At 69.7% G+C, this 20579-nt stretch carries 21 protein-coding genes and 2 pseudogenes; 15 read left to right on the top strand and 8 right to left on the bottom strand.

The window, feature by feature from the left end; all coding sequences use genetic code 11:
* Positions 1-65 precede the first annotated feature (65 nt).
* Positions 66-239, bottom strand: coding sequence for a hypothetical protein (locus ACIQBL_RS45635; protein WP_019061061.1), 174 nt, complete (start codon positions 237-239; stop codon positions 66-68).
* 415 nt (positions 240-654) lie between these two features.
* Here ACIQBL_RS45635 and ACIQBL_RS45640 point away from each other — a divergent pair, with 415 nt between their 5' ends.
* The 4 genes from ACIQBL_RS45640 (at position 655) to ACIQBL_RS45655 (ending at position 4170) form a co-directional block, all read left to right on the top strand.
* Positions 655-1308, top strand: a complete 654-nt coding sequence (locus ACIQBL_RS45640; protein WP_010983842.1) for a response regulator transcription factor — start codon at positions 655-657, stop codon at positions 1306-1308.
* Positions 1309-1316: 8 nt separating this feature from the next.
* Positions 1317-2549, top strand: a complete 1233-nt coding sequence (locus tag ACIQBL_RS45645; protein ID WP_401954310.1) for a sensor histidine kinase — start codon at positions 1317-1319, stop codon at positions 2547-2549.
* Positions 2550-2942: 393 nt separating this feature from the next.
* Positions 2943-3239, top strand: coding sequence for a DUF4193 domain-containing protein (locus ACIQBL_RS45650; RefSeq protein ID WP_235474357.1), 297 nt, complete (start codon positions 2943-2945; stop codon positions 3237-3239).
* 13 nt (positions 3240-3252) lie between these two features.
* A complete protein-coding gene (locus ACIQBL_RS45655; protein ID WP_401954313.1) occupies positions 3253-4170 on the top strand; it encodes a hypothetical protein in 918 nt (305 codons plus the stop codon).
* Here ACIQBL_RS45655 and ACIQBL_RS45660 read toward each other — a convergent pair.
* The gene (locus ACIQBL_RS45660; protein ID WP_401954316.1) at positions 4167-4628 is read right to left on the bottom strand and encodes a DUF3093 domain-containing protein; all 462 of its coding nucleotides are present in this window, start codon (positions 4626-4628) and stop codon (positions 4167-4169) included. The genes ACIQBL_RS45655 and ACIQBL_RS45660 overlap by 4 nt on opposite strands.
* A 58-nt stretch (positions 4629-4686) precedes the next feature.
* Between ACIQBL_RS45660 and ACIQBL_RS45665 the strand changes: the two genes are divergently transcribed.
* The 9 genes from ACIQBL_RS45665 (at position 4687) to ACIQBL_RS45705 (ending at position 13278) form a co-directional block, all read left to right on the top strand.
* Positions 4687-5271 carry a PaaI family thioesterase gene (locus ACIQBL_RS45665; protein ID WP_401954318.1) on the top strand — a complete coding sequence of 195 codons (585 nt, stop codon included), beginning with the start codon at positions 4687-4689 and terminating at the stop codon, positions 5269-5271.
* Positions 5268-5792, top strand: coding sequence for a dUTP diphosphatase (gene dut / locus ACIQBL_RS45670; RefSeq protein ID WP_401954321.1), 525 nt, complete (start codon positions 5268-5270; stop codon positions 5790-5792). Before ACIQBL_RS45665 ends, dut begins: the two co-directional genes overlap by 4 nt.
* Position 5793: 1 nt before the next feature.
* A complete protein-coding gene (locus tag ACIQBL_RS45675; protein ID WP_401954323.1) occupies positions 5794-6552 on the top strand; it encodes a DUF3710 domain-containing protein in 759 nt (252 codons plus the stop codon).
* Positions 6553-6719: 167 nt separating this feature from the next.
* Positions 6720-7901 carry an alginate lyase family protein gene (locus ACIQBL_RS45680; RefSeq protein WP_401954326.1) on the top strand — a complete coding sequence of 394 codons (1182 nt, stop codon included), beginning with the start codon at positions 6720-6722 and terminating at the stop codon, positions 7899-7901.
* A gap of 71 nt (positions 7902-7972) precedes the next feature.
* The gene (locus tag ACIQBL_RS45685) at positions 7973-8665 is read left to right on the top strand and encodes an ABC transporter ATP-binding protein (RefSeq protein ID WP_401954328.1); all 693 of its coding nucleotides are present in this window, start codon (positions 7973-7975) and stop codon (positions 8663-8665) included.
* Positions 8666-8800: 135 nt separating this feature from the next.
* Positions 8801-11371: an ATP-binding protein gene (locus ACIQBL_RS45690; RefSeq protein ID WP_401954331.1), complete on the top strand. Its 2571-nt coding sequence runs from the start codon at positions 8801-8803 to the stop codon at positions 11369-11371.
* Positions 11368-12051, top strand: a complete 684-nt coding sequence (locus tag ACIQBL_RS45695; RefSeq protein WP_043678051.1) for a response regulator — start codon at positions 11368-11370, stop codon at positions 12049-12051. Before ACIQBL_RS45690 ends, ACIQBL_RS45695 begins: the two co-directional genes overlap by 4 nt.
* Before the next feature lie 45 nt (positions 12052-12096).
* Positions 12097-12495, top strand: a complete 399-nt coding sequence (locus tag ACIQBL_RS45700) for an OB-fold nucleic acid binding domain-containing protein (RefSeq protein ID WP_078651612.1) — start codon at positions 12097-12099, stop codon at positions 12493-12495.
* Positions 12496-12498: 3 nt separating this feature from the next.
* Entirely contained in the window at positions 12499-13278 is a 780-nt protein-coding gene (locus ACIQBL_RS45705; protein WP_401954335.1) for a DUF3159 domain-containing protein, read from the top strand.
* 72 nt (positions 13279-13350) lie between these two features.
* Here ACIQBL_RS45705 and ACIQBL_RS45710 read toward each other — a convergent pair whose 3' ends face one another.
* Both ACIQBL_RS45710 and ACIQBL_RS45715 read right to left on the bottom strand, forming a co-directional pair.
* On the bottom strand, positions 13351-14028 hold the full coding sequence (locus ACIQBL_RS45710) for a potassium channel family protein (RefSeq protein ID WP_401954337.1): 678 nt from the start codon (positions 14026-14028) through the stop codon (positions 13351-13353).
* Complete coding sequence (locus ACIQBL_RS45715; RefSeq protein WP_200716253.1) at positions 14028-14699, bottom strand: TrkA family potassium uptake protein; 672 nt, start codon at positions 14697-14699, stop codon at positions 14028-14030. The genes ACIQBL_RS45710 and ACIQBL_RS45715 overlap by 1 nt, the downstream gene beginning before the upstream one ends.
* A gap of 370 nt (positions 14700-15069) precedes the next feature.
* On the opposite strand from ACIQBL_RS45715, the gene ACIQBL_RS45720 reads away from it, so the two are divergent.
* Positions 15070-17121, top strand: coding sequence for an APC family permease (locus ACIQBL_RS45720; RefSeq protein WP_401954339.1), 2052 nt, complete (start codon positions 15070-15072; stop codon positions 17119-17121).
* A gap of 98 nt (positions 17122-17219) precedes the next feature.
* The gene (locus ACIQBL_RS45725; protein ID WP_401954342.1) at positions 17220-18548 is read left to right on the top strand and encodes a class I SAM-dependent RNA methyltransferase; all 1329 of its coding nucleotides are present in this window, start codon (positions 17220-17222) and stop codon (positions 18546-18548) included.
* A gap of 281 nt (positions 18549-18829) precedes the next feature.
* On the opposite strand, the gene ACIQBL_RS45730 is transcribed toward ACIQBL_RS45725, so the two are convergent.
* The 4 genes and pseudogenes from ACIQBL_RS45730 to ACIQBL_RS45745 all read right to left on the bottom strand — a co-directional run bounded on the left by ACIQBL_RS45730 (position 18830) and on the right by ACIQBL_RS45745 (position 20498).
* Entirely contained in the window at positions 18830-19144 is a 315-nt protein-coding gene (locus ACIQBL_RS45730; RefSeq protein WP_401954344.1) for an IS3 family transposase, read from the bottom strand.
* Positions 19125-19358 (bottom strand): annotated as a pseudogene (locus tag ACIQBL_RS45735) (transposase); the annotation flags it as partial. The gene ACIQBL_RS45730 and the pseudogene ACIQBL_RS45735, both read right to left, overlap by 20 nt.
* A 67-nt stretch (positions 19359-19425) precedes the next feature.
* A pseudogene (locus ACIQBL_RS45740) lies at positions 19426-19686 on the bottom strand (hypothetical protein); the annotation flags it as partial.
* On the bottom strand, positions 19581-20498 hold the full coding sequence (locus tag ACIQBL_RS45745) for an alpha/beta hydrolase (protein WP_401954346.1): 918 nt from the start codon (positions 20496-20498) through the stop codon (positions 19581-19583). The gene ACIQBL_RS45745 and the pseudogene ACIQBL_RS45740, both read right to left, overlap by 106 nt.
* Positions 20499-20579 lie beyond the last annotated feature (81 nt).

Below are 20579 nucleotides of genomic sequence, written 5' to 3' on the forward strand. Positions count from 1 at the left end.
GCCAAAAGCAGCAAAGCCCCGGCGCTGGATTCGCCGGGGCCCTGCCATCCTGCTGTTCGCGCTGATCAGACGCTCGTCGCGCCGACCTCCACACCGTGGTCGGCGGCGAGGCGGCGCAGGTCGTCGAGCTCGGCCTGTTCCACCTCGACGAGGAAGTCGTCGCCCTCGTCACGAGCCCGCGTCAGGTCGGTCTCGGTCGCCCTTATGCGCTGCAGAAGTCCTGCGGTGAATGCGTCCATGCTGCGCCCCCTCGTCCTGGGTCGTGGGTCGGGTGGCACGGGGGTGTGCCGTTCGGAAGGGGCGATCACGTCTGAAGAATGGGTGCCCAGCGCTGCCCTGGCTGGGCGGCGACGGTGCCGGACACCCACGCCCGCTCTGCGGAAGCGGTTGGACGTACCACAAGGTGGCTTGCCACATGCAGAGCGTGATCGCGGGGTGTAAAGCCGTCCTCCCCCCGCTCCCTTCCGTGGAAACCTCAACCCACCGAGAAAATCCCGCATTCCCGGGCCTCGCAGCCGACCTTCATCCCGCGCCCGGCCGCCTTACAGCCGACTTATGGCCGAAAAGGGCAGGATGGAGGTCACACAGCCACGAAGACCCTGCCCGCGTGCGCCGAGACGCGCTACGCGGGTGGACAGAGGAAGGACAAGCGACGTGCGCGTACTCGTCGTCGAGGACGAGCAGCTGCTCGCCGATGCGGTGGCCACCGGACTGCGCCGGGAGGCCATGGCCGTCGACGTCGTGTACGACGGTGCGGCAGCCCTGGAGCGCATCGGCGTCAACGACTACGACGTGGTCGTCCTCGACCGCGACCTCCCGCTCGTGCACGGCGACGACGTCTGCCGTAAGATCGTCGAGCTCGGCATGCCCACCCGCGTGCTGATGCTCACCGCGTCCGGCGACGTCAGCGACCGTGTCGAGGGCCTGGAGATCGGCGCCGACGACTATCTGCCCAAGCCCTTCGCGTTCAGCGAGCTGACGGCACGCGTGCGTGCCCTCGGCCGGCGTACGAGCGTGCCGCTGCCCCCCGTCCTGGAGCGCGCCGGCATCAAGCTCGACCCGAACCGCCGCGAGGTGTTCCGCGACGGCAAGGAAGTCCAGCTCGCCCCCAAGGAGTTCGCCGTCCTGGAGGTGCTGCTGCGCAGCGAGGGCGCCGTCGTCTCCGCGGAGCAGCTCCTGGAGAAGGCGTGGGACGAGAACACGGACCCGTTCACCAACGTCGTGCGCGTCACCGTGATGACCCTGCGCCGCAAGCTCGGTGAACCCCCGGTCATCGTCACCGTCCCCGGCTCCGGCTACCGGATCTGAGATCCACTGTGGCCACGACCCCCGCGCCTCCCCAGGCGCCCCCGAAGCCCACCTGGGACCCCAGAAGGCCCGAACCGCCGTTCCCCTGGCTGCGTCCCACCATCCGCATACGGCTCACGCTGCTGTACGGCGGCATGTTCCTGATCGCCGGGATACTGCTGCTGTCGATCATCTACCTGCTCGCGGCGCACGCGCTGAACGTGGGCAGTGAGCTGCCCTTCAAGGTCATCTCCGGCTCGGTCGGCAGCAGCACCTGCAACTTCCCGTCCGAGCCGTCGGCGACCACGCTCAACAACGCGATGAACCAGTGCGTCAACGAACAGCGTCAGCACGCCCTGGACGACCTGCTCAGCCGCTCGCTGCTGGCCCTGCTCGGCCTCGCGATCATCGCGTTCGCCTTCGGGTACGCGATGGCGGGCCGGGTGCTGTCCCCGCTGGGCCGGATCACCCGGACCGCCCGCGCGGTGGCCGGCTCGGACCTGTCCCGCCGGATCGAGCTGGACGGCCCGGACGACGAGCTGAAGGAACTCGCGGACACCTTCGACGAGATGCTGGACCGGCTGCAGCGGGCCTTCACCGCCCAGCAGCGCTTCGTGGGGAACGCGTCGCACGAGCTGCGCACCCCCCTGGCGATCAATCGCACGCTCCTGGAAGTGCATCTGTCGGACCCGGGCGCCCCTGTCGAGCTCCAGCAGCTCGGCAAGACGCTGCTGGCCACCAACGAGCGCAGCGAGCAGCTCGTCGAGGGCCTGCTGCTGCTCGCCCGCAGTGACAACCAGATCGTCGAGCGCAAGCCCGTGGACCTCGCCGAGGTCGCCGAGCAGGCCGTCGACCAGGTGCACGCCGAGGCGGGCGCCAAGGGCGTGGTGATCCGCGGCGAGCGGAAACCCGCCGTCGTCCAGGGCAACGGCGTGCTCCTGGAGCGGATCGCCCTGAACCTGGTGCAGAACGCGGTGCGGTACAACGTGCCGGAGGACGGCTGGGTCGAGGTCACCACCGAGGTCCAGCACGGCCACGCGGTGCTGGTCGTCTCGAACACGGGGCCGGTGGTCCCGGCGTACGAGATCGACAACCTCTTCGAGCCCTTCAGACGGCTGCGTACGGAGCGAACGGGCAGCGACAAGGGTGTGGGCCTCGGTCTGTCCATCGCGCGGTCCGTGGCGCGCGCACACGGCGGCCATATCGCGGCCCAGCCACGTGAGGGAGGTGGACTCGTGATGCGAGTCACCCTGCCCATCTGAGATCATGTCGCCGACACACGAGGATGTTCGCTTTGCGCGGAATTTTCTGGCCGCTTCTCCGGCACTCTCGTGTGTGATCGATCACAAGCGCGATTTTCAGGCCATCCACTCTCCGTGATCATGCACCCTGTCGGAAAGCCGGGAAAATCCGGGTTTTCAAGGGTCTTGATCACGGGAAGTACACGATGAGGTGCCTTTGAAGAGCGGCATTGGGACCGTGTACGGTCCCCTTCGCCATCCAAGCCGATCACTCTTGAGGGGTCCGGTTGGGTGTCGATTGAGTAACAGACCTTGATGTGAGGCAAAATCTCCGCCTCAGGTCGGGCACAAGTCCGGCCTCTCACGCGTTACGTGCGCTGGAGACACCGCAGACACCCAGAGGGGGAGAGCGACATGGCAACGGATTACGACACCCCACGCAAGACCGACGACGACGTCGACTCGGACAGCCTTGAAGAGCTCAAGGCCCGTAGGAACGACAAGTCGACTTCCGCAGTGGACGTCGACGAATTCGAGGCCGCCGAAGGCCTCGAACTGCCCGGAGCGGACCTCTCGAACGAAGAGCTGGCCGTCCGGGTGCTGCCCAAGCAGCAGGACGAGTTCACCTGCATGACCTGCTTCCTGGTGCACCACCGCAGCCAGCTGGCCCGCGAGAAGAACGGCCAGCCGATCTGCCGCGACTGCGACTGAGGAGGGGTCGGCCGTGACTGGCTCGACCCCACCCTGGAAGCGCCGCTCCCTCCAGAAGGAAGCGGACGAAGGGCCGACGGACGGTCCTCATGGCGCGCGTGACGACGAGCGGGGCTCATCCGAATCCGGATCAGCCTCGCTCGAACCGGCGGGCGACCGGGCTGACCTCCCGGTACCGGCGGACGTTCCCGCAGCCGCCCCCGTCGCGAAACGACGGGTGGCGGTGATCCGGGACAAGGCCAGGGAAGGCGTCCGTAAGGGCGGCAGCCGGGCCAGGGCCGGTCTGGCGTACCTCGCCGACCGCATCATCGACATCGCCCCGCGGATCCCCGTACGGGACCTCGAGGCGCTTCGGAGGCAGTTCCCGGGCCTCGACCCCGAGCAGCTCGCCGACAAACTGGTGGCGGGCGCGGCGAACGCGACGTCGACGGTCGGCGCGGGAATCGGTGCCGCGGCGATGCTGCCGGTGCCGCCCGCCATGCCCACCGAACTGGCCGCCGAGATCACCGGCGTCGCCGCGATCGAGCTGAAGCTGATCGCCGAGCTCTACGAGGTCTACGGCGTCCGCCCGCCCGGCGACCTCCGGCAGCGCAGCACCGCGTATCTGAACTCCTGGTCCGGGGAGCGCGGCATCGACGTGACCAAGCCGTCGACCATGAGCGCGGCGCTGAACGGCCACATGAAGCGCGAGCTGCGCCAGCAGATCATGAAACGCATGGTCCGCGACCTGCCGAACCTGATGCCCTTCATGGTCGGCGCCGCCGTCGGAGCGGTCATGAACCGCCGGGACACCAGGAAGCTCGCCGAACGCATCCGCAAGGACCTGCGCAAGGCCCAGGTGCCCTGGGACGCGCTGCCCGAACTCCCGCCCCTGGAGACCCCGCCGGACCCGCTCGGGATCGGCGAGATCCCGAAGGAGCTGGGGCGTTAGACCGCGGCCCGAGCCGCCTTCAGCGCCTCCGCCAGCCGCTCCGGCTCGCGCGTCGACAGGTACAGATACGGCGTCGGGTCGTCCGGGTCGGTGACCTCGACGCGCAACGCCCCGGGGATGTACGAGCGCAGCAGCAGGAAGGCGCGGGTGTCGGCCTTGTAGGTGCGCCAGGCGCGCGCCTCCTCCGGGTCCAGGACCTCCGCCTCGCCCAGGGCCGTCACCGGGATCTTCGCCTCGCCGGCGATCAGCTGGTCGCCCACGATCCGGATGCGGAGCGAGCCGTAGGAGCTGGCCATGACGGACGCCGCCGCCGTGCCGCCGACCAGGCCGCCGAGCATCGGCAGGGTGCCGAAGGGCAGCATGATCAGGGCGAGGGAGACGCCCACCAGGAACGAGATGAACCACCACGAACGGGGTGCGGTGAGGCGCTCGTCGTAGGGGGAGGCGGAAAGCTGCATGGAACCAAGCTTGGCACGGTGTCTGTATCCCACCGACGCGCGGGTAAGGTCTGCGGCTGTGAGTGGTACTTCCCCAGCTCTTCAGCCTCCGGCCGACGCGGTGAAACCCGTGCGGCACCCTGACGCGCCCGCGCCCGGTGAGCTGCTCGGTGCGCACTACGAACAGTGTTTCGGGTGTGGCGGCGACCAGGCGCACGGGCTGCACCTGGCGGCGCGGGCCGGTGAGGGCGTGACCATCACCGCCGAGTTCACCGTGCGGGCCGCCCACCAGGGCGCCCCGGGCCTCGCGCACGGCGGTGTGCTGGCCAGTGCCCTCGACGAGACCCTCGGCTCGCTGAACTGGCTGCTGCGGACGATCGCGGTGACCGGGCGCCTGGAGACCGACTTCGTGCGGCCCGTGCCCGTGGACACCGTGCTGTACCTGGAGGCCGAGGTGACGGCCGTGGCCGGGCGGAAGATCTACTCGACCGCCACCGGACGCATCGGCGGCCCCGACGGGCCCGTCGCGGTGCGCGCCGACGCCCTCTTCGTCGAGGTGAAGGTCGACCACTTCATCGACAACGGCCGCCCGCAGGAGATCCGGGCCGCCATGAACGACCCGGACCAGGTCCGGCGTACCCGTGCCTTCGAGGTGAACCCGTGAGCCGTAACCCCCGTCAAGAGCTCGCTGTGCTGATCCGGCGCGTCGACCCGGACGTACCGCTTCCGTCGTACGAGCATCCCGGAGACGCGGGAGCCGATCTGCGGACCACCGAGAGCCGGGAACTGAAGCCGGGTGAACGGGCCGTGCTGCCCACGGGGGTGTCTGTCGCGCTCCCGCAGGGGTACGCGGCCTTCGTGCACCCTCGTTCGGGGCTCGCCGCCCGCTGCGGTGTCGCCCTCGTGAATGCCCCGGGGACGGTTGATGCCGGGTACCGTGGGGAGATCAAGGTGATCGTGGTGAATCTCGACCCGCGCGAGTCGGTGCGGTTCGAGCGCTTCGACCGGATTGCTCAACTCGTCGTCCAGCAGGTCGAGAAGGTCCGCTTCCAGGAGGTCGCGGAACTTCCCGACTCGGCGCGGGCCGCAGGGGGCTTCGGGTCCACTGGCGGTCATGCGGCCGTGGGCGGCACAACGGGTGGGAATCGATACGCTTCGGTCGTATCCGACCGGGAAGGACAGTGACGTGTTCGGACGTCGCAAGAAGGGCACTGCCGCCGAGGACGCGGCGAGCGAGGCCGAGCAGGTCGTCGACGACGTCGACACTGAGGCGGACGAAGCAGCGGGCGAGCGCGTGAAGCTCGAACCGGAGCCCCGCCCCGACGGACCCTGGGACGACTCGGAGGTCGGCGATCCCGCCGAGGGCCGGGTGGACCTGGGCGGTCTGTTCGTGCCGGGAGTCGACGGCATGGAGCTGCGGGTCGAGGTCGCGGGCGACGCGATCGTCGCCGCCACCGTGGTCCTCAAGGACAGTGCCATCCAGTTGCAGGCCTTCGCCGCCCCCAAGCGCGAGGGCATCTGGGGTGAGGTGCGCGAGGAGATCGCCAGCGGCATCACCCAGCAGGGCGGCATCGTCGACGAGGTCGAGGGGCCGCTGGGCTGGGAGCTGCGCGCGCAGGTTCCGGTGCAGCTGCCGGACGGCACGGGCGGTTTCCAGGTGGTGCGGTTCGTCGGTGTCGACGGCTCGCGCTGGTTCCTGCGCGGGGTGATCTCCGGGCAGGGCGCGGTGCAGCCGCAGGCGGCCGGCCTGCTGGAGCAGATCTTCCGGGACACGGTCGTCGTACGCGGTGAGGGCCCGATGGCGCCCCGCGACCCGATCGTCCTGAAGCTGCCGAACGACGCCCAGATGGTTCCCGAGGGCGTCCAGCAGGAGGAGGCGGGTTCCCGCTTCTCCGGCGGCATGGGCCAGTTGCAGCGCGGACCGGAGATCACCGAGGTCCGCTAGGCACCAGCCGGAACAGACAGCCACGAAAGGGCCGTACCCCTCCCCGGGGGTGCGGCCCTTTCGGCGTGCGCGCACTCTTGACGGTCCGTTGGTCTGTACCTATGGTCTCGGCTCAAAGCCCACGTTCATGAGGGTGCTCCTTGTTCACATACGAGAACGGAGTCACCGTGCGCCGCGCTGCCCTGCTCTCCGTCGTCACCGCCCTGGTCCTGGGCTTCTTCGCCCAGCCCGGCGCCACCGTCACCGCCCAGGCGGCCCCCGCCACCTTCGTCCACCCCGGAGTCGACGTCTCCCGGAGCCAGTTGGACTTCGCCCGCACCGAGGTCCTCGCCGGCGCCCAGCCCTGGAAGAGCGCCTACGACCAGATGATGGCCAGTTCCTACGCCGGCCTGAGCCGCGCCCCGAAACCCAGAGCCGTCGTCGAGTGCGGCTCGTACTCCAACCCCGACCACGGCTGCACCGACGAACGCGAGGACGCGATCGCGGCCTACACCGACGCGCTCGCCTGGTACATCACCAAGGACGCGCGCTACGCCCAGAAGGCCATCGAGATCATGGACGCCTGGTCGGCCACGATCACCAGCCACACCAACAGCAACGCGCCCCTCCAGACCGGCTGGGCGGGCTCCTCCTGGCCCAAGGCCGCCGAGATCATCAAGTACACGTACACCGGGACGTGGACCAACTCGGCCCGCTTCGCGACCATGCTGCGCACCGTCTACCTGCCCGAGATCATCAACGGCTCGAACTCCAACGGGAACTGGGAACTGTCGATGATGGACGCGGCGATCGGCATCTCCGTCTTCCTGGAGGACAGGACGTCGTACGACAAGGCCATGGCGACCTTCCGGACGCGCGCGGCGGCGTACATCTACCTCGCCTCGGACGGTTCCGTACCGAAGACCGTGCCGAGCCAGAACCTCAACACCACGGCGAAGATCGTCAGTTACTGGCAGGGCCAGTCCACCTTCGTCACCGGGCTCACCCAGGAGACGTGCCGCGACCTCACCCACACCGGGTACGGCATCTCCGCGATCTCGCACGTCGCCGAGACCAGCCGCATCCAGGGCACCGACCTCTACGGCACCGACGTCGGCGAGCGGCTGCGGCAGGCGCTCGGGTTCCAGGCCAAGTACCAGCTGGGCGCGGCCGTACCGAGCTGGCTGTGCGGCGGGTCGCTGACCCTCGGGCTCGGGCCGGTCACCGAGGTCGGCTACAACGCCCTGCACAACCGCCTGGGCATCGCCATGACCAACACCCAGACGCTCACGCTCAACAACCGCCCGGCCGGCAGCAACAACCTCTTCGTGGCCTGGGAGACCCTCACGCACGGCGACAACCCCCACTGAACCGTTGTCCGACCGGGCGCCCGATGGCGATACTGGCGCCCGGTCCACGGCGGACCCGGGGAAGGACACAGATGAGCCAGGTCGCGACCGACACCATGGTCCGCGTCGAGAACGTCCACAGGTCCTACGGCCACGGAGCCGCCGCCGTGCACGCGCTGCGCGGGGTCTCCTTCGAGGTGGCGCGCGGCGAACTGGTCGCCCTCAAGGGGCGCTCCGGATCCGGGAAGACCACCCTCCTGAACATCGTCGGCGGTCTCGACGCGCCGGACGGCGGCCGGGTCACCGTGGCCGGGCAGGAACTCGCCGGGCTCGGTGAGGCCGGGCTGCTCGCACTGCGCCGGGACCGGATCGGGTTCGTCTTCCAGTCCTTCGGGCTCATCCCGATCCTCACCGCCGCCGAGAACGTCGGCGTCCCGTTGCGGCTGCGCCGGGCCGACCCGCGCGAGCGCGAGGAACGCGTCGCGCTGCTGCTCTCCCTCGTCGGCCTCGCCGACCACGCGGCCCAGCGCCCCGGCGAACTCTCCGGCGGCCAGCAGCAACGCGTCGCCATCGCCCGCGCCCTCGCCAACAACCCCGCCCTCCTCGTCGCCGACGAGCCCACCGGCCAGCTCGACGCGGAGACCGGCCTCGCCGTCATGGAACTCCTGCGGGCCGTCGTCCGCAGCGAGAACGTCACCGCCCTGGTCGCCACCCACGACACGACCCTCCTCGACCTGGCCGACCGGGTGCTGGAGCTGAGCGACGGGGAGATCGTCGAACACTGAGCGCGCGACGGTGCCGTAGCGGCATCAGGGTTGTGTCAAAGACGCCGCCGACCACCCTCGCCACCCCATTTGTCGGACTTATTGGCCGTAAAGTCGACGCTGCGTGCACAGCGGTGACGGGAAGACAATGGGGCCATGGGACGCGGCAAGCTTCGGATCTACCTCGGTGCGGCACCGGGCGTCGGCAAGACGTACGCCATGCTGTCCGAGGCCCACCGCAGGGTGGAGCGGGGCACCGACTGCGTGGTGGCCTTCGTGGAGCACCACGGCCGGGCCCGTACCGAGGTGATGCTGCACGGTCTGGAGCAGGTCCCGCGCGCGGAGCTGGCCTACCGGGGGACCGTCTTCACCGAGATGGACGTCGACGCCGTGCTGCGCCGCGCCCCCGCCGTCGCCCTGGTGGACGAACTCGCCCACACCAACATCCCCGGCTCCCGCAACACCAAGCGCTGGCAGGACATCGAGGAGCTGCTGGCGGCCGGCATCGATGTGGTGTCCACCGTCAACATCCAGCACCTGGAGTCCCTCGGTGACGTCGTCGAGTCGATCACCGGGGTGCGGCAGCAGGAGACCGTGCCCGACGAGGTCGTCCGCCGGGCCGACCAGATCGAACTCGTCGACATGTCGCCCCAGGCCCTGCGCCGCCGCATGGCGCACGGCAACATCTACCAGCCCGACAAGGTCGACGCGGCCCTCTCGAACTACTTCCGGCCCGGAAACCTCACCGCCCTGCGGGAGTTGGCGCTCCTGTGGGTGGCCGACCGGGTCGACGAGTACCTCCAGGAGTACCGCAGCGAACACCAGGTCTCCGCGATCTGGGGTTCCCGCGAGCGGATCGTCGTCGGGCTGACCGGCGGGCCGGAAGGGCGGACGCTGATACGACGGGCCGCCCGGCTCGCCGAGAAGGGGGCCGGCGGTGAGGTCCTGGCCGTCTACATCTCGCGCAGCGACGGCCTGACCTCGGCCTCCCCGAAGGAACTCGCCCTCCAGCGCACCCTCGCCGAGGACCTCGGCGGCACCTTCCACCACGTCGTCGGCGACGACATCCCGGCCGCGCTGCTCGACTTCGCGCGCGGGGTCAACGCCACCCAGATCGTCCTCGGCTCCTCCCGCCGCAAGACCTGGCAGTACGTCTTCGGGCCGGGGGTGGGTGCCACGGTCGCCCGCGAGTCCGGGCCCGATCTCGACGTCCACATCGTCACCCACGAGGAGGCCGCCAAGGGGCGCGGACTGCCCGTGTCCCGGGGCGCGCGGCTCGGGCGGGCCCGGATCGTCTCGGGTTGGGTGGTCGGTGTGGCCGGCCCGGTGGGGCTCGCGATCCTGCTGAACGCGATCCATCTCGGCCTCGCCAACGACATGCTGCTGTTCCTGTCCCTGACCGTGGCGGCGGCGCTGCTCGGCGGGCTGCTGCCGGCGCTGGTCTCGGCGGCCGTCGGATCGTTCCTGCTGAACTACTACTACACGCCCCCGCTGCACCGGCTGACCATCGCCGACCCCAAGAACATCGTCGCCATCGCGATCTTCGTCGGCGTCGCCGTGTCCGTGGCCTCCGTCGTGGACCTCGCCGCGCGACGCACCCAGCAGGCCGCCAGACTGCGCGCCGAGTCCGAGATCCTCTCCTTCCTCGCGGGCAGCGTCCTGCGCGGCGAGACCAGCCTCGAAGCGCTTCTGGAGCGCGTCCGGGAGACCTTCGGCATGGAGTCGGTTGCCCTCCTGGAGCGCAGGAGCGACGTGGAGCCCTGGACCTGCGCCGGACGCGTGGGCGTGGGGGCGCCGCTGGAACGCCCCGAGGACGGGGATGTGGACATGCCGGTCGGCGACCACATGGCCCTCGCGCTGACCGGCCGGGTGCTGCCCGCCTCCGACCGCCGGGTTCTGGCCGCCTTCGCCGCGCAGGCAGCCGTCGTACTGGACCGCAGGCGCCTGCGTGAGGAGGCCGACCAGGCCCGCGCGCTCGCCGAGGGCAACCGCATCCGTACGGCCCTCCTGGCGGCCGTCAGCCACGATCTGCGGACCCCGCTGGCCGGCATCAAGGCGGCCGTGTCGAGCCTGCGGTCCGACGACGTGGCGTGGTCCGAGGAGGACCAGGCCGAACTGCTGGAGGGCATCGAGGACGGCGCCGACCGGCTCGACCACCTCGTGGGCAACCTGCTCGACATGTCCCGCCTCCAGACCGGTACGGTCACCCCGATCATCCGCGAGATAGACCTCGACGAGGTGGTGCCGATGGCGCTCGGCGGGGTCCCCGAGGGCAGCGCCGAACTCGACATCCCGGAGACGCTGCCCATGGTGGCCGTCGACCCCGGGCTCCTGGAGCGGGCGGTGGCCAACCTCGTCGAGAACGCGGTCAAGTACAGCCCGCCGGACAGACCCGTCCTGGTGTCCGCCAGCGCCATCGCCGACCGCGTCGAGGTCCGGGTGGTCGACCGCGGCCCCGGAGTCCCGGACGAGGCCAAGGACCGCATCTTCGAGCCCTTCCAGCGCTACGGCGACGCCCCGCGCGGTGCCGGAGTGGGGCTCGGTCTCGCCGTGGCGCGTGGCTTCACCGAGGCCATGAACGGCACCCTGAACGCCGAGGACACGCCCGGCGGCGGCCTCACCATGGTCCTCACGCTCCGCGCGGCGAAGGGTGCCGTAGAAGACGGGCATGACGTGCATGGCGTGCGCGATGTGAAAGACGTACAACCGGAAAGGCAGGTCTCATGACCAGGGTCCTCGTGGTCGAGGATGAGCCGCAGATCGTGCGGGCCCTCGTGATCAACCTCAAGGCGCGGAAGTACGAGGTCGACGCCGCCGCCGACGGCAAGACCGCCCTCGATCTCGCCGCCTCCCGCCACCCCGACGTGGTCGTCCTGGACCTGGGGCTGCCCGACATGGACGGCGTCGAGGTGATCAGGGGGCTGCGGGGCTGGACCCGGGTGCCGATCCTCGTGCTGTCCGCGCGGCACTCCTCCGACGAGAAGGTGGAGGCGCTGGACGCGGGCGCCGACGACTACGTCACCAAACCGTTCGGCATGGACGAGCTGCTGGCCCGGCTGCGGGCCGCCGTGCGCCGGGCCGAGCCCACCGGGGGCGGCGAGGACGACGTCCTGGTCGAGACCGAGGAGTTCACCGTCGACCTGGCCGCCAAGAAGGTCCAGCGCGACGGGAGGGACGTACGGCTCACCCCCACGGAGTGGCATCTGCTGGAGGTGCTGGTGCGCAACACCGGGCGGCTCGTCAGCCAGAAGCAGCTGCTCCAGGAGGTGTGGGGGCCGTCGTACGGGACCGAGACGAACTACCTCCGCGTCTACATGGCACAGCTGCGGCGCAAGCTGGAGACGGACCCCGCGCATCCCCGGCACTTCATCACGGAGCCCGGGATGGGCTACCGGTTCGAGCGCTAGTGCCGTGGGTACGTTGCTGTCAGTGGACCCCGGTACGCTTCAGATATGAGCGCTGTTCCTCGTTCCGAAAAGCAGGCGGGCCGGTTCCGGCGCATGCTCGACCGGCTCTCCACCTCGCAGGAGGACCTGGAGTCCGAGGAGCTGCGTGAGGACGCCGAGACCGAGGGCTGTGTGCGCATCGGCGACTGCCACGACCGACAGATCGTGACGGTTACTGGTACCTTGCGCACGGTCACGCTGCGCCCCCGGGCCGGAGTCCCGGCCCTGGAGGCCGAACTGTTCGACGGCTCCGCCGCTCTGGACGTGGTGTGGCTCGGCAGGCGCTCCATCGTGGGGATAGAACCGGGGCGCAAGCTGATCGCGTCCGGCCGGATCTCGATGAGCAGAGGCCGCCGGGTGCTCTTCAACCCGAAATACGAACTGAGACCCCTCGGACGGGAGTAGCCGGTGACGTCGCTCGACAAGCCGACCGCGGACACCGTGGACGCCGAAGACACCGAGCAGGACGTCCGGGCGGTGACCGAGGCGGCCCTCTTCGAGGCGTTCGGCGGCCTGCGCGGCATGATCGAAACGGTCCTGCCCGGCCTCCTCTTCGTCACCATCTTCACGATCAACAAGGACCTGCACTGGTCGGCGATCGCCGCCCTCGCGCTGTCCCTCGCCCTGGTCGTGGTCCGCCTGGTGAAGCGCGACACCGTCAAGCACGCCTTCAGCGGTGTCTTCGGCGTCGCCTTCGGTGTCGTCTTCGCGATGATGACGGGCAACGCGAAGAACTTCTACCTCCCCGGCATGCTCTACACGCTGGGCCTCGCGCTCGCCTACATCATCACCACCCTCGCCGGCGTCCCGCTGATCGGCCTGATCCTCGGCCCGGTCTTCAAGGAGAACCTCTCCTGGCGGACCCGCAACCCCGGCCGCAAGAAGGCCTACACCAAGGCCAGTTGGGCCTGGGGTCTGATCCTGCTCGCCAAGTGCGCGATCCTCTTCCCGCTGTACTGGTGGGCCGACACGGCTCAGCTCGGCTGGGTCCTGGTCGCCCTGAAGATCCCGCCGTTCCTCCTTGCCGTCTGGCTGACCTGGGTCTTCCTCGCTAAGGCGCCCGCGCCGATCGATGTGTTCGCGGAGATGGAGGCGGAGGAGCAGGCCGAGAAGGACCGCAAGGCCGCTGCCGAGTCCTCGGGCGAGGACCAGGACGTCACGTCGGGACGGCACCGTCGCGACGCGTAGCTTTCGCTGCTTTCACTACGACGAAGAGGGCGCCCTGAATTCACAGGGCGCCCTCTTCGTCGTAGAACCGCTCTAGCTCGCCGTGTCCTCCCGGCGCACCGACAGCAGGTCCTCCAACTGCTCCTCGCGTGCCTGAGCCGCCACGAACAGCAGCTCGTCGCCCGCTTCCAGGGAGTCCTCGCGGGACGGAGTCAGCACACGCGTGCCTCGGATGATCGTGACCAGGGACGTGTCCTCGGGCCACTCCACGTCGCCTACCTGGGTGCCGGCCAGGGCCGACTCCTCCGGGAGCGTCAGTTCCACCAGGTTGGCGTCGCCGTGGCTGAAGCGGAGGAGGCGGACCAGGTCGCCGACCGACACCGCCTCCTCGACCAGGGCCGACATCAGGCGGGGGGTGGAGACGGCCACGTCGACGCCCCAGGACTCGTTGAAGAGCCACTCGTTCTTGGGGTTGTTGACGCGGGCGACGACGCGCGGGACGCCGTACTCCGTCTTCGCGAGGAGGGAGACGACGAGGTTGACCTTGTCGTCGCCGGTCGCGGCGATCACGACGTTGCAGCGCTGGAGCGCCGCCTCGTCCAGGGACGTGATCTCGCAGGCGTCGGCCAGCAGCCACTCCGCCTGGGGGACCCGTTCGACCGAGATCGCGGTCGGGGCCTTGTCGATGAGAAGGATCTCGTGACCGTTCTCCAGGAGCTCTCCGGCGATGGAACGACCGACCGCGCCGGCTCCGGCAATGGCGACCCTCATCAGTGACCGCCCTCCTCTTCGGGACCCTTGGCGAACGCCGCCTCGACCTTGTCGACCTCGTCCGTGCGCATCATCACGTGCACGAGGTCGCCCTCCTGCAACACGGTCTGCGAAGAGGGCAGCATCGCCTCGCCGAGACGGGTGAGGAACGCCACACGGACGCCCGTCTCCTCCTGGAGCTTGCTGATCTTGTGGCCGACCCAGGCGGCCGAGGCGTGCACCTCGGCGAGCTGGACGCCGCCGGTGGGATCCCGCCACAGCGGCTCCGCGCCCGAGGGCAGCAGCCGGCGCAGCATCTGGTCGGCGGTCCAGCGGACCGTGGCCACCGTGGGGATGCCCAGGCGCTGGTACACCTCGGCACGGCGGGGGTCGTAGATACGGGCCGCCACGTTCTCCACGCCGAACATCTCGCGGGCCACGCGCGCGGAGATGATGTTCGAGTTGTCACCGCTGGAGACGGCCGCGAACGCGCCCGCCTCCTCGATGCCCGCTTCGCGGAGGGTGTCCTGGTCGAAGCCGACCCCCGTGACCCGGCGTCCGCCGAATCCGGGGCCCAGCCGGCGGAAGGCGGTGGGGTCCTGGTCGATCACGGCGACCGTGTGCCCCTGTTGCTCCAGGGTCTGGGCGAGAGCGGAACCCACTCTGCCGCAGCCCATGATGACGATGTGCACGACCGTCCTTCCGGTGTCCTGAAATCAATGCTCAGCCCCATCAGGGTCTCAGACCGAGGCCAAAGTACACACGTCCGGTCCTTCCGGGGCACCCCTGTGCGTCAGCGGCGTCCGATGCTGCGCACACTGGCCAGCGTGAGGATTCCGAGTCCGACGAGGGCGGCCAGGGCGCCGATCAGCTCTGCGGTCGCGGGCACGGAACCTCCAGGAGGCGGGCGGGAACGGGGTTTTGTCATATAGACACGGAGTCGCCACTCCCGACGGAATCCGCAACTCCACTCGTCCCTTATTTCACCCGTGAGGCAGATGACAGGGGTCACGGCGGTGGCGAGTGGAGGATCGCCTGTTCGAAGGCCTACGATCCTCTGTTGTGTCCAAACTGACCGACGTGCCCAAGCGCATCCTCATCGGGCGCGCACTGCGCAGCGACCGGTTGGGCGAAACGCTCCTGCCGAAGCGCATCGCACTCCCCGTCTTCGCTTCCGACCCGCTGTCCTCCGTCGCGTACGCGCCCGGCGAGGTGCTGCTGGTCCTCTCCATCGCGGGCGTGTCGGCCTACCACTTCAGCCCCTGGATCGCGCTCGCGGTCGTGGTGCTGATGTTCACCGTGGTCGCCTCCTACCGGCAGAACGTCCACGCCTACCCGAGCGGCGGCGGCGACTACGAGGTGGCCACCACCAACCTCGGTCCCAAGGCCGGCCTCACCGTCGCCAGCGCCCTGCTCGTCGACTACGTCCTCACCGTCGCCGTCTCGATCGCCTCCGGCATCGAGAACCTCGGCTCCGCGATCCCGTTCGTCGTCGAGCACAAAGTGGTCTGCGCGATCGCCGTCGTGGTCCTCCTCACGCTGATGAACCTGCGCGGGGTGAAGGAGTCCGGCTCGCTGTTCGCGATCCCGACGTACGTCTTCGTCGCGGGCGTCTTCGTGATGATCGCGTGGGGTGCCTTCCGCGGACTGGTCCTCGGCGACACCATGCGCGCGCCGACCGCCGACTACCACATCAAGGCCGAGCACCAGGGCCTCGCGGGCTTCGCGCTCGTCTTCCTGATGCTGCGCGCCTTCTCCTCCGGCTGCGCGGCCCTCACCGGTGTCGAGGCGATCTCCAACGGCGTCCCGGCCTTCCGCAAGCCCAAGTCGAAGAACGCGGCGACCACCCTCGCCGCGATGGGCATCCTGGCCGTCACCATGTTCTGCGGGATCATCGCCCTCGCCATGACGACCAAGGTCCGGATGGCCGAGAACCCGGGCACCGACCTGCTGCACAACGGCGTCGCGATCGGCTCCGGCTACGTCCAGAACCCGGTGATCTCCCAGGTCGCCGAGGCCGTGTTCGGCAAGGGCAGCTTCCTGTTCGTCGTCCTGGCCGCCGCCACCGCGCTGGTCCTGTTCCTGGCCGCCAACACGGCGTACAACGGCTTCCCCCTCCTCGGCTCGATCCTCGCCCAGGACCGCTACCTCCCGCGCCAGCTGCACACCCGGGGCGACCGCCTGGCCTTCTCCAACGGCATCGTGCTGCTCGCCGGCACGGCCACGCTGCTGATAGCGATCTACGGCGCCGACTCGACCCGGCTGATCCAGCTGTACATCGTCGGCGTGTTCGTCTCCTTCACCCTCAGCCAGACCGGCATGGTCCGGCACTGGAACCGCCACCTGGCCACCGAGAAGGACCAGGCCAAGCGCCGCCACATGGTCCGCTCCCGGGCCATCAACGCGTTCGGCGCGTTCTTCACCGGCCTGGTGCTGGTCGTCGTTCTCGTCACGAAGTTCACGCACGGCGCCTGGGTGGCGCTGCTCGGCATGTGCATCTTCTACGCGACGATGACCGCGATCCGTAAGCACTACGACCGGGTCGCCGAGGAGATCGCCGCGCCCGAGGGCCCCAGCGACGACAGCCTCCGGCCGTCCCGCGTCCACTCGGTCGTCCTGATCTCCAAGATCCACCGCCCGGCGCTGCGGGCCCTGGCCTACGCCAAGCTGATGCGCTCGGACACCCTGGAGGCGCTCAGCGTCAACGTGGACCCGGCCGAGACCAAGGCGCTGCGCGAGGAGTGGGAGCGGCGCGGCATCGACGTACCGCTGAAGGTCCTCGACTCGCCGTACCGGGAGATCACCCGGCCGATCATCGAGTACGTGAAGGGGCTGCGGAAGGAGTCGCCGCGGGACGCGGTGTCCGTGATCATCCCCGAGTACGTCGTCGGCCACTGGTACGAGCACCTGCTGCACAACCAGAGCGCGCTGAGGCTGAAAGGCCGGCTGCTGTTCACACCGGGCGTGATGGTGACGTCGGTGCCGTACCAGCTGGAGTCCTCCGAGGCGGCGAAGAACCGGGCCCGCAAGCGGCAGGAGTGGAGCGCGCCGGGTGCGGTGCGGCGGGGGCCGGCGGAGGAGCGGCACACCGAGTCTCCGAAGTCGAAGCTCTAGCCGCGGCGGCTTTGTGGTGAGCGGTCGGGCAGGGCCCACGTAGACTGGTGGGCTGTTGTCCGGCCGTTCCCCCTTTGACGTTGTGGAGTCACCCCGCCATGCAGGCAGAACCGAAGAAATCGCTGGTGGGGGAGGAGTACGAGGTCGAGGTCGGCCCCGTGGCCCATGGTGGGCACTGCATCGCCCGTACGTCCGAGGGCCAGGTGCTGTTCGTCCGCCACGCGCTGCCCGGTGAGCGCGTCGTCGCGCGGGTCACCGACGGCGAGGAGGGCGCGCGGTTCCTGCGTGCCGACGCGGTGACGATCCTGGAGGAGTCCAAGGACCGCGTCGAGGCACCCTGCCCGTACGCCGGTCCCGGACGCTGCGGCGGCTGCGACTGGCAGCACGCCAAGCCCGGTGCCCAGCGTCGCCTCAAGGGCGAGGTCATCGCCGAGCAGTTGCAGCGGCTCGCGGGGCTCACGCCCGAGGAGGCCGGCTGGGACGGCACGGTGATGCCGGCCGAGGGCGACAAGCTGCCCGCCGGTCAGGTACCGCAGTGGCGCACGCGCGTGCAGTACGCGGTGGACGTCGACGGCAACGCCGGTCTGCGCAAGCACCGTTCGCACGAGGTCGAGCCCGTCGAGCACTGCATGATCGCGGCGCCGGGCGTCAGCGAGCTGGGCATCGAGGAGCGCGACTGGTCCGGCATGGCGTCGGTCGAGGCGATCGCGGCGACGGGTTCCCAGGACCGCATGGTGATTCTGGAGCCGAGGCCGGGAGCCCGCCTTCCGCTGGTCGAACTCGACCGCCCTGTCTCCGTCATGCGCGTCGAGGAGCACGACGGCGGCATCCACCGCGTCCACGGCCGCGCGTTCGTCCGCGAGCGGGCCGACGGCCGTACGTACCGGGTCGGCAGCGGCGGCTTCTGGCAGGTCCACCCGATGGCCGCCGACACCCTCGTCAAGGCGGTCATGCAGGGCCTGCTCCCGCGCAAGGGCGACATGGCCCTCGACCTGTACTGCGGCGTCGGCCTCTTCGCGGGCGCGCTCGCCGACCGCCTCGGCGACAAGGGCGCGGTGCTGGGCATCGAGTCCGGCAAGCGCGCGGTCGAGGACGCGCGGCACAATCTCGCCGGGTTCGAGCGGGTGCGGATCGAGCAGGGCAAGGTCGAGAGCGTGCTGCCGCGGACCGGGATCAGCGAGGTCGACCTGATCGTCCTGGATCCGCCGCGGGCGGGGGCCGGCAAGAAGACCGTGGAGCATCTGTCGTCACTGGGGGCGCGGAAGATCGCGTACGTGGCGTGCGATCCGGCGGCGTTGGCGCGGGACCTGGCGTACTTCCGGGACGGGGGGTATCGGGTGCGGACGTTGCGGGCGTTCGATCTGTTTCCGATGACCCACCATGTGGAGTGTGTCGCGATCCTGGAGCCGGTGGCCAAGGCCGGCTGACCTGCGGGTTTCCGGCAGGCGGGGCGTTCTGCGTGCCACCACCAGCTGATCGAGTCGGTGTCGAGCGGTTGACGGGAGGTCGCACCGCACTGGTCGGTGAACCCGGGCGGGGTGAACATCTCGGCGCTTGCGGTGCTTCCGTCCTGGTAGCGGTAGCGGTGGCTCTCCTGGCTGAACTGCATGCAGCCACGGATGTACGAGCCGAGCGCGTTCAGGTACGTGTCGTCGATCGGGGGATGGTCGTCGTGTGAAGTGACCCCCTGAGGTCCGACACTTCCGTTTCATGCCGCGAGGTCGAGGCGTTGCTGATAGCGGGTCCGTGCCTGACACGGGGTGAGGTAGCCGATGGTCGAGTGGATCCGCTCTCGGTTGTAATACTGCGCGATCCATCCGAATACGTCCTGCCGGGCCTGCCTCCGGGTTGGCCAAGCGGTGGTGCCGATCTCGGACTTGAGTACGGCGAAGAAGCTCTCCGCGGCCGCACTGTCGAAGCACGAGCCGGTTCGGCCTGTACTCTGCCGGACGTCCGACTCCGCCAATTTTTCCCGGAATTGGGCAGACGTATATTGGGCGAGTTCAACCAGTCGTTGCAACACCGGGCTGTTGCAGCGAGCGTAGCTGCTCTTCGAAGACCTCGGCGGGTGTCCGCCAGCCGAGGGTCTTGCGGGGCCGGTTGTTGATCGCCATGGCGACGGCTTCGAGGTCCGTGGACGACCACCGGGACAGATCGGTGCCCTTCGGGAAGTACTGACGCAGCAGCCCGTTCGTGTTCTCGTTCGTCGGTCGTTGCCAGGGCGAGTGGGGATCGGCAGCACAGATCACGGAGTGCCTTCGTGCTCGGGTGGACAACCGGCATCCCCGACAGGCCGGCCGCCGGCTTGGCCCACACGAGTTGATAGCCGACCTCGGGGAACACGCACGTCGCCAGCAGAAAATAGACCCCGCCCCGTGAGGGAAGATCCCGCAGCAGCCGCCGCACGGTCCGCGCTAACTTTGCCAAGTCACTTGTGCAGTTTGCCGCTGCCGGCTGGATCACACCGCCAGATGGGCGCCGAAGAAGTCGCTCAGCTTCCCCACGGCGGGCGTGACGTACTCGTCCTTGTCGTAGAGATCGACGTGCGAGGCGCCCTCGATCCACGCCAACTCCTTCGGCCCGTGCGCCTGTTGGAACGCCGCCACGCTCATCCAGGACGTCACCGCCGCCCGCCCCGCGATCAGCAGCACGGGACGCGGCGCGATCAGGGCGACGGACGCGAACGCGTCGAAGGCGGCGATACGGTCGACGCTCGTCCAGGTCAGGGCCTTGGCCGAGCGGGGGTGCCGGGCGCGCGGAGTGCGGTAGTACTCCCAGCCTTCGTGGACGTGCGGACCGCCCGCGCGCGCCTCCTCCTCGGTGGCGGGGAAGAGCGGGAAGCGCTGGACGCCCGCACCACGCGCCTCGGCGGTGCGGGCCGTGGAGGCGGCGGCCAGCATTCCCGCTACGACGGCCGGGTCCTGGGCGCCGTCCGCGCCGAGCCGGAACTGCCGTGAGATGTCGACGGCGCCGACCGTGCCCACGGCCCGGATGCGCGGGTCGGTCGCGGTCGCCGCCAGCGCGTAGCCGCCGGAGGCACAGATGCCCAGCGCCCCGATGCGGCCGGGGTCGACCTCGTCGCGGGTGGTGAGGAAGGAGACCGCGGCCTTGAGATCCTCGACCCGCTGTCCCGGATCCTCCAGGCCGCGCGGCTCGCCCTCGCTCTCGCCCTGGTGGGCGGCGTCGAAGGCGAGCGTGACGAATCCGCGCCCGGCCAGCCGACGGGCGTACAGGCCGGCGGCCTGCTCCTTCACCCCGGTCCCGGGATGCCCGACCACGACGGCCGGACGCGGCGGCCCGGCGGTCTCCCCGTCCGGGGTGTAGAGGTGACCGGCGAGCCGGAGACCGGCGCTGGAGAAAGTGACGTCCGTACGCATGGGGAGGCGCTCCAGTGGGAGGGGAGGGAAGCCGGTGTACGGCCATGCCCCCACCGTCACGCCACCCGCCCCGGCGCCACC

The organism is Streptomyces sp. NPDC088350 (assembly GCF_044753545.1).
Classification (GTDB): domain Bacteria; phylum Actinomycetota; class Actinomycetes; order Streptomycetales; family Streptomycetaceae; genus Streptomyces.

Excerpts from the sequence above, each read along its gene's own strand:
- ACIQBL_RS45725 (WP_401954342.1), top strand. The coding sequence starts at position 17,220 with ATGCAGGCAGAACCGAAGAAATCGCTGGTGGGGGAGGAGTACGAGGTC.
- ACIQBL_RS45745 (WP_401954346.1), bottom strand. The coding sequence starts at position 20,498 with ATGCGTACGGACGTCACTTTCTCCAGCGCCGGTCTCCGGCTCGCCGGT.
- ACIQBL_RS45685 (WP_401954328.1), top strand. The coding sequence starts at position 7,973 with ATGAGCCAGGTCGCGACCGACACCATGGTCCGCGTCGAGAACGTCCAC.
- ACIQBL_RS45695 (WP_043678051.1), top strand. The coding sequence starts at position 11,368 with ATGACCAGGGTCCTCGTGGTCGAGGATGAGCCGCAGATCGTGCGGGCC.
- ACIQBL_RS45700 (WP_078651612.1), top strand. The coding sequence starts at position 12,097 with ATGAGCGCTGTTCCTCGTTCCGAAAAGCAGGCGGGCCGGTTCCGGCGC.
- ACIQBL_RS45650 (WP_235474357.1), top strand. The coding sequence starts at position 2,943 with ATGGCAACGGATTACGACACCCCACGCAAGACCGACGACGACGTCGAC.
- ACIQBL_RS45635 (WP_019061061.1), bottom strand. The coding sequence starts at position 239 with ATGGACGCATTCACCGCAGGACTTCTGCAGCGCATAAGGGCGACCGAG.
- ACIQBL_RS45710 (WP_401954337.1), bottom strand. The coding sequence starts at position 14,028 with ATGAGGGTCGCCATTGCCGGAGCCGGCGCGGTCGGTCGTTCCATCGCC.
- ACIQBL_RS45690 (WP_401954331.1), top strand. The coding sequence starts at position 8,801 with ATGGGACGCGGCAAGCTTCGGATCTACCTCGGTGCGGCACCGGGCGTC.
- ACIQBL_RS45660 (WP_401954316.1), bottom strand. The coding sequence starts at position 4,628 with ATGCAGCTTTCCGCCTCCCCCTACGACGAGCGCCTCACCGCACCCCGT.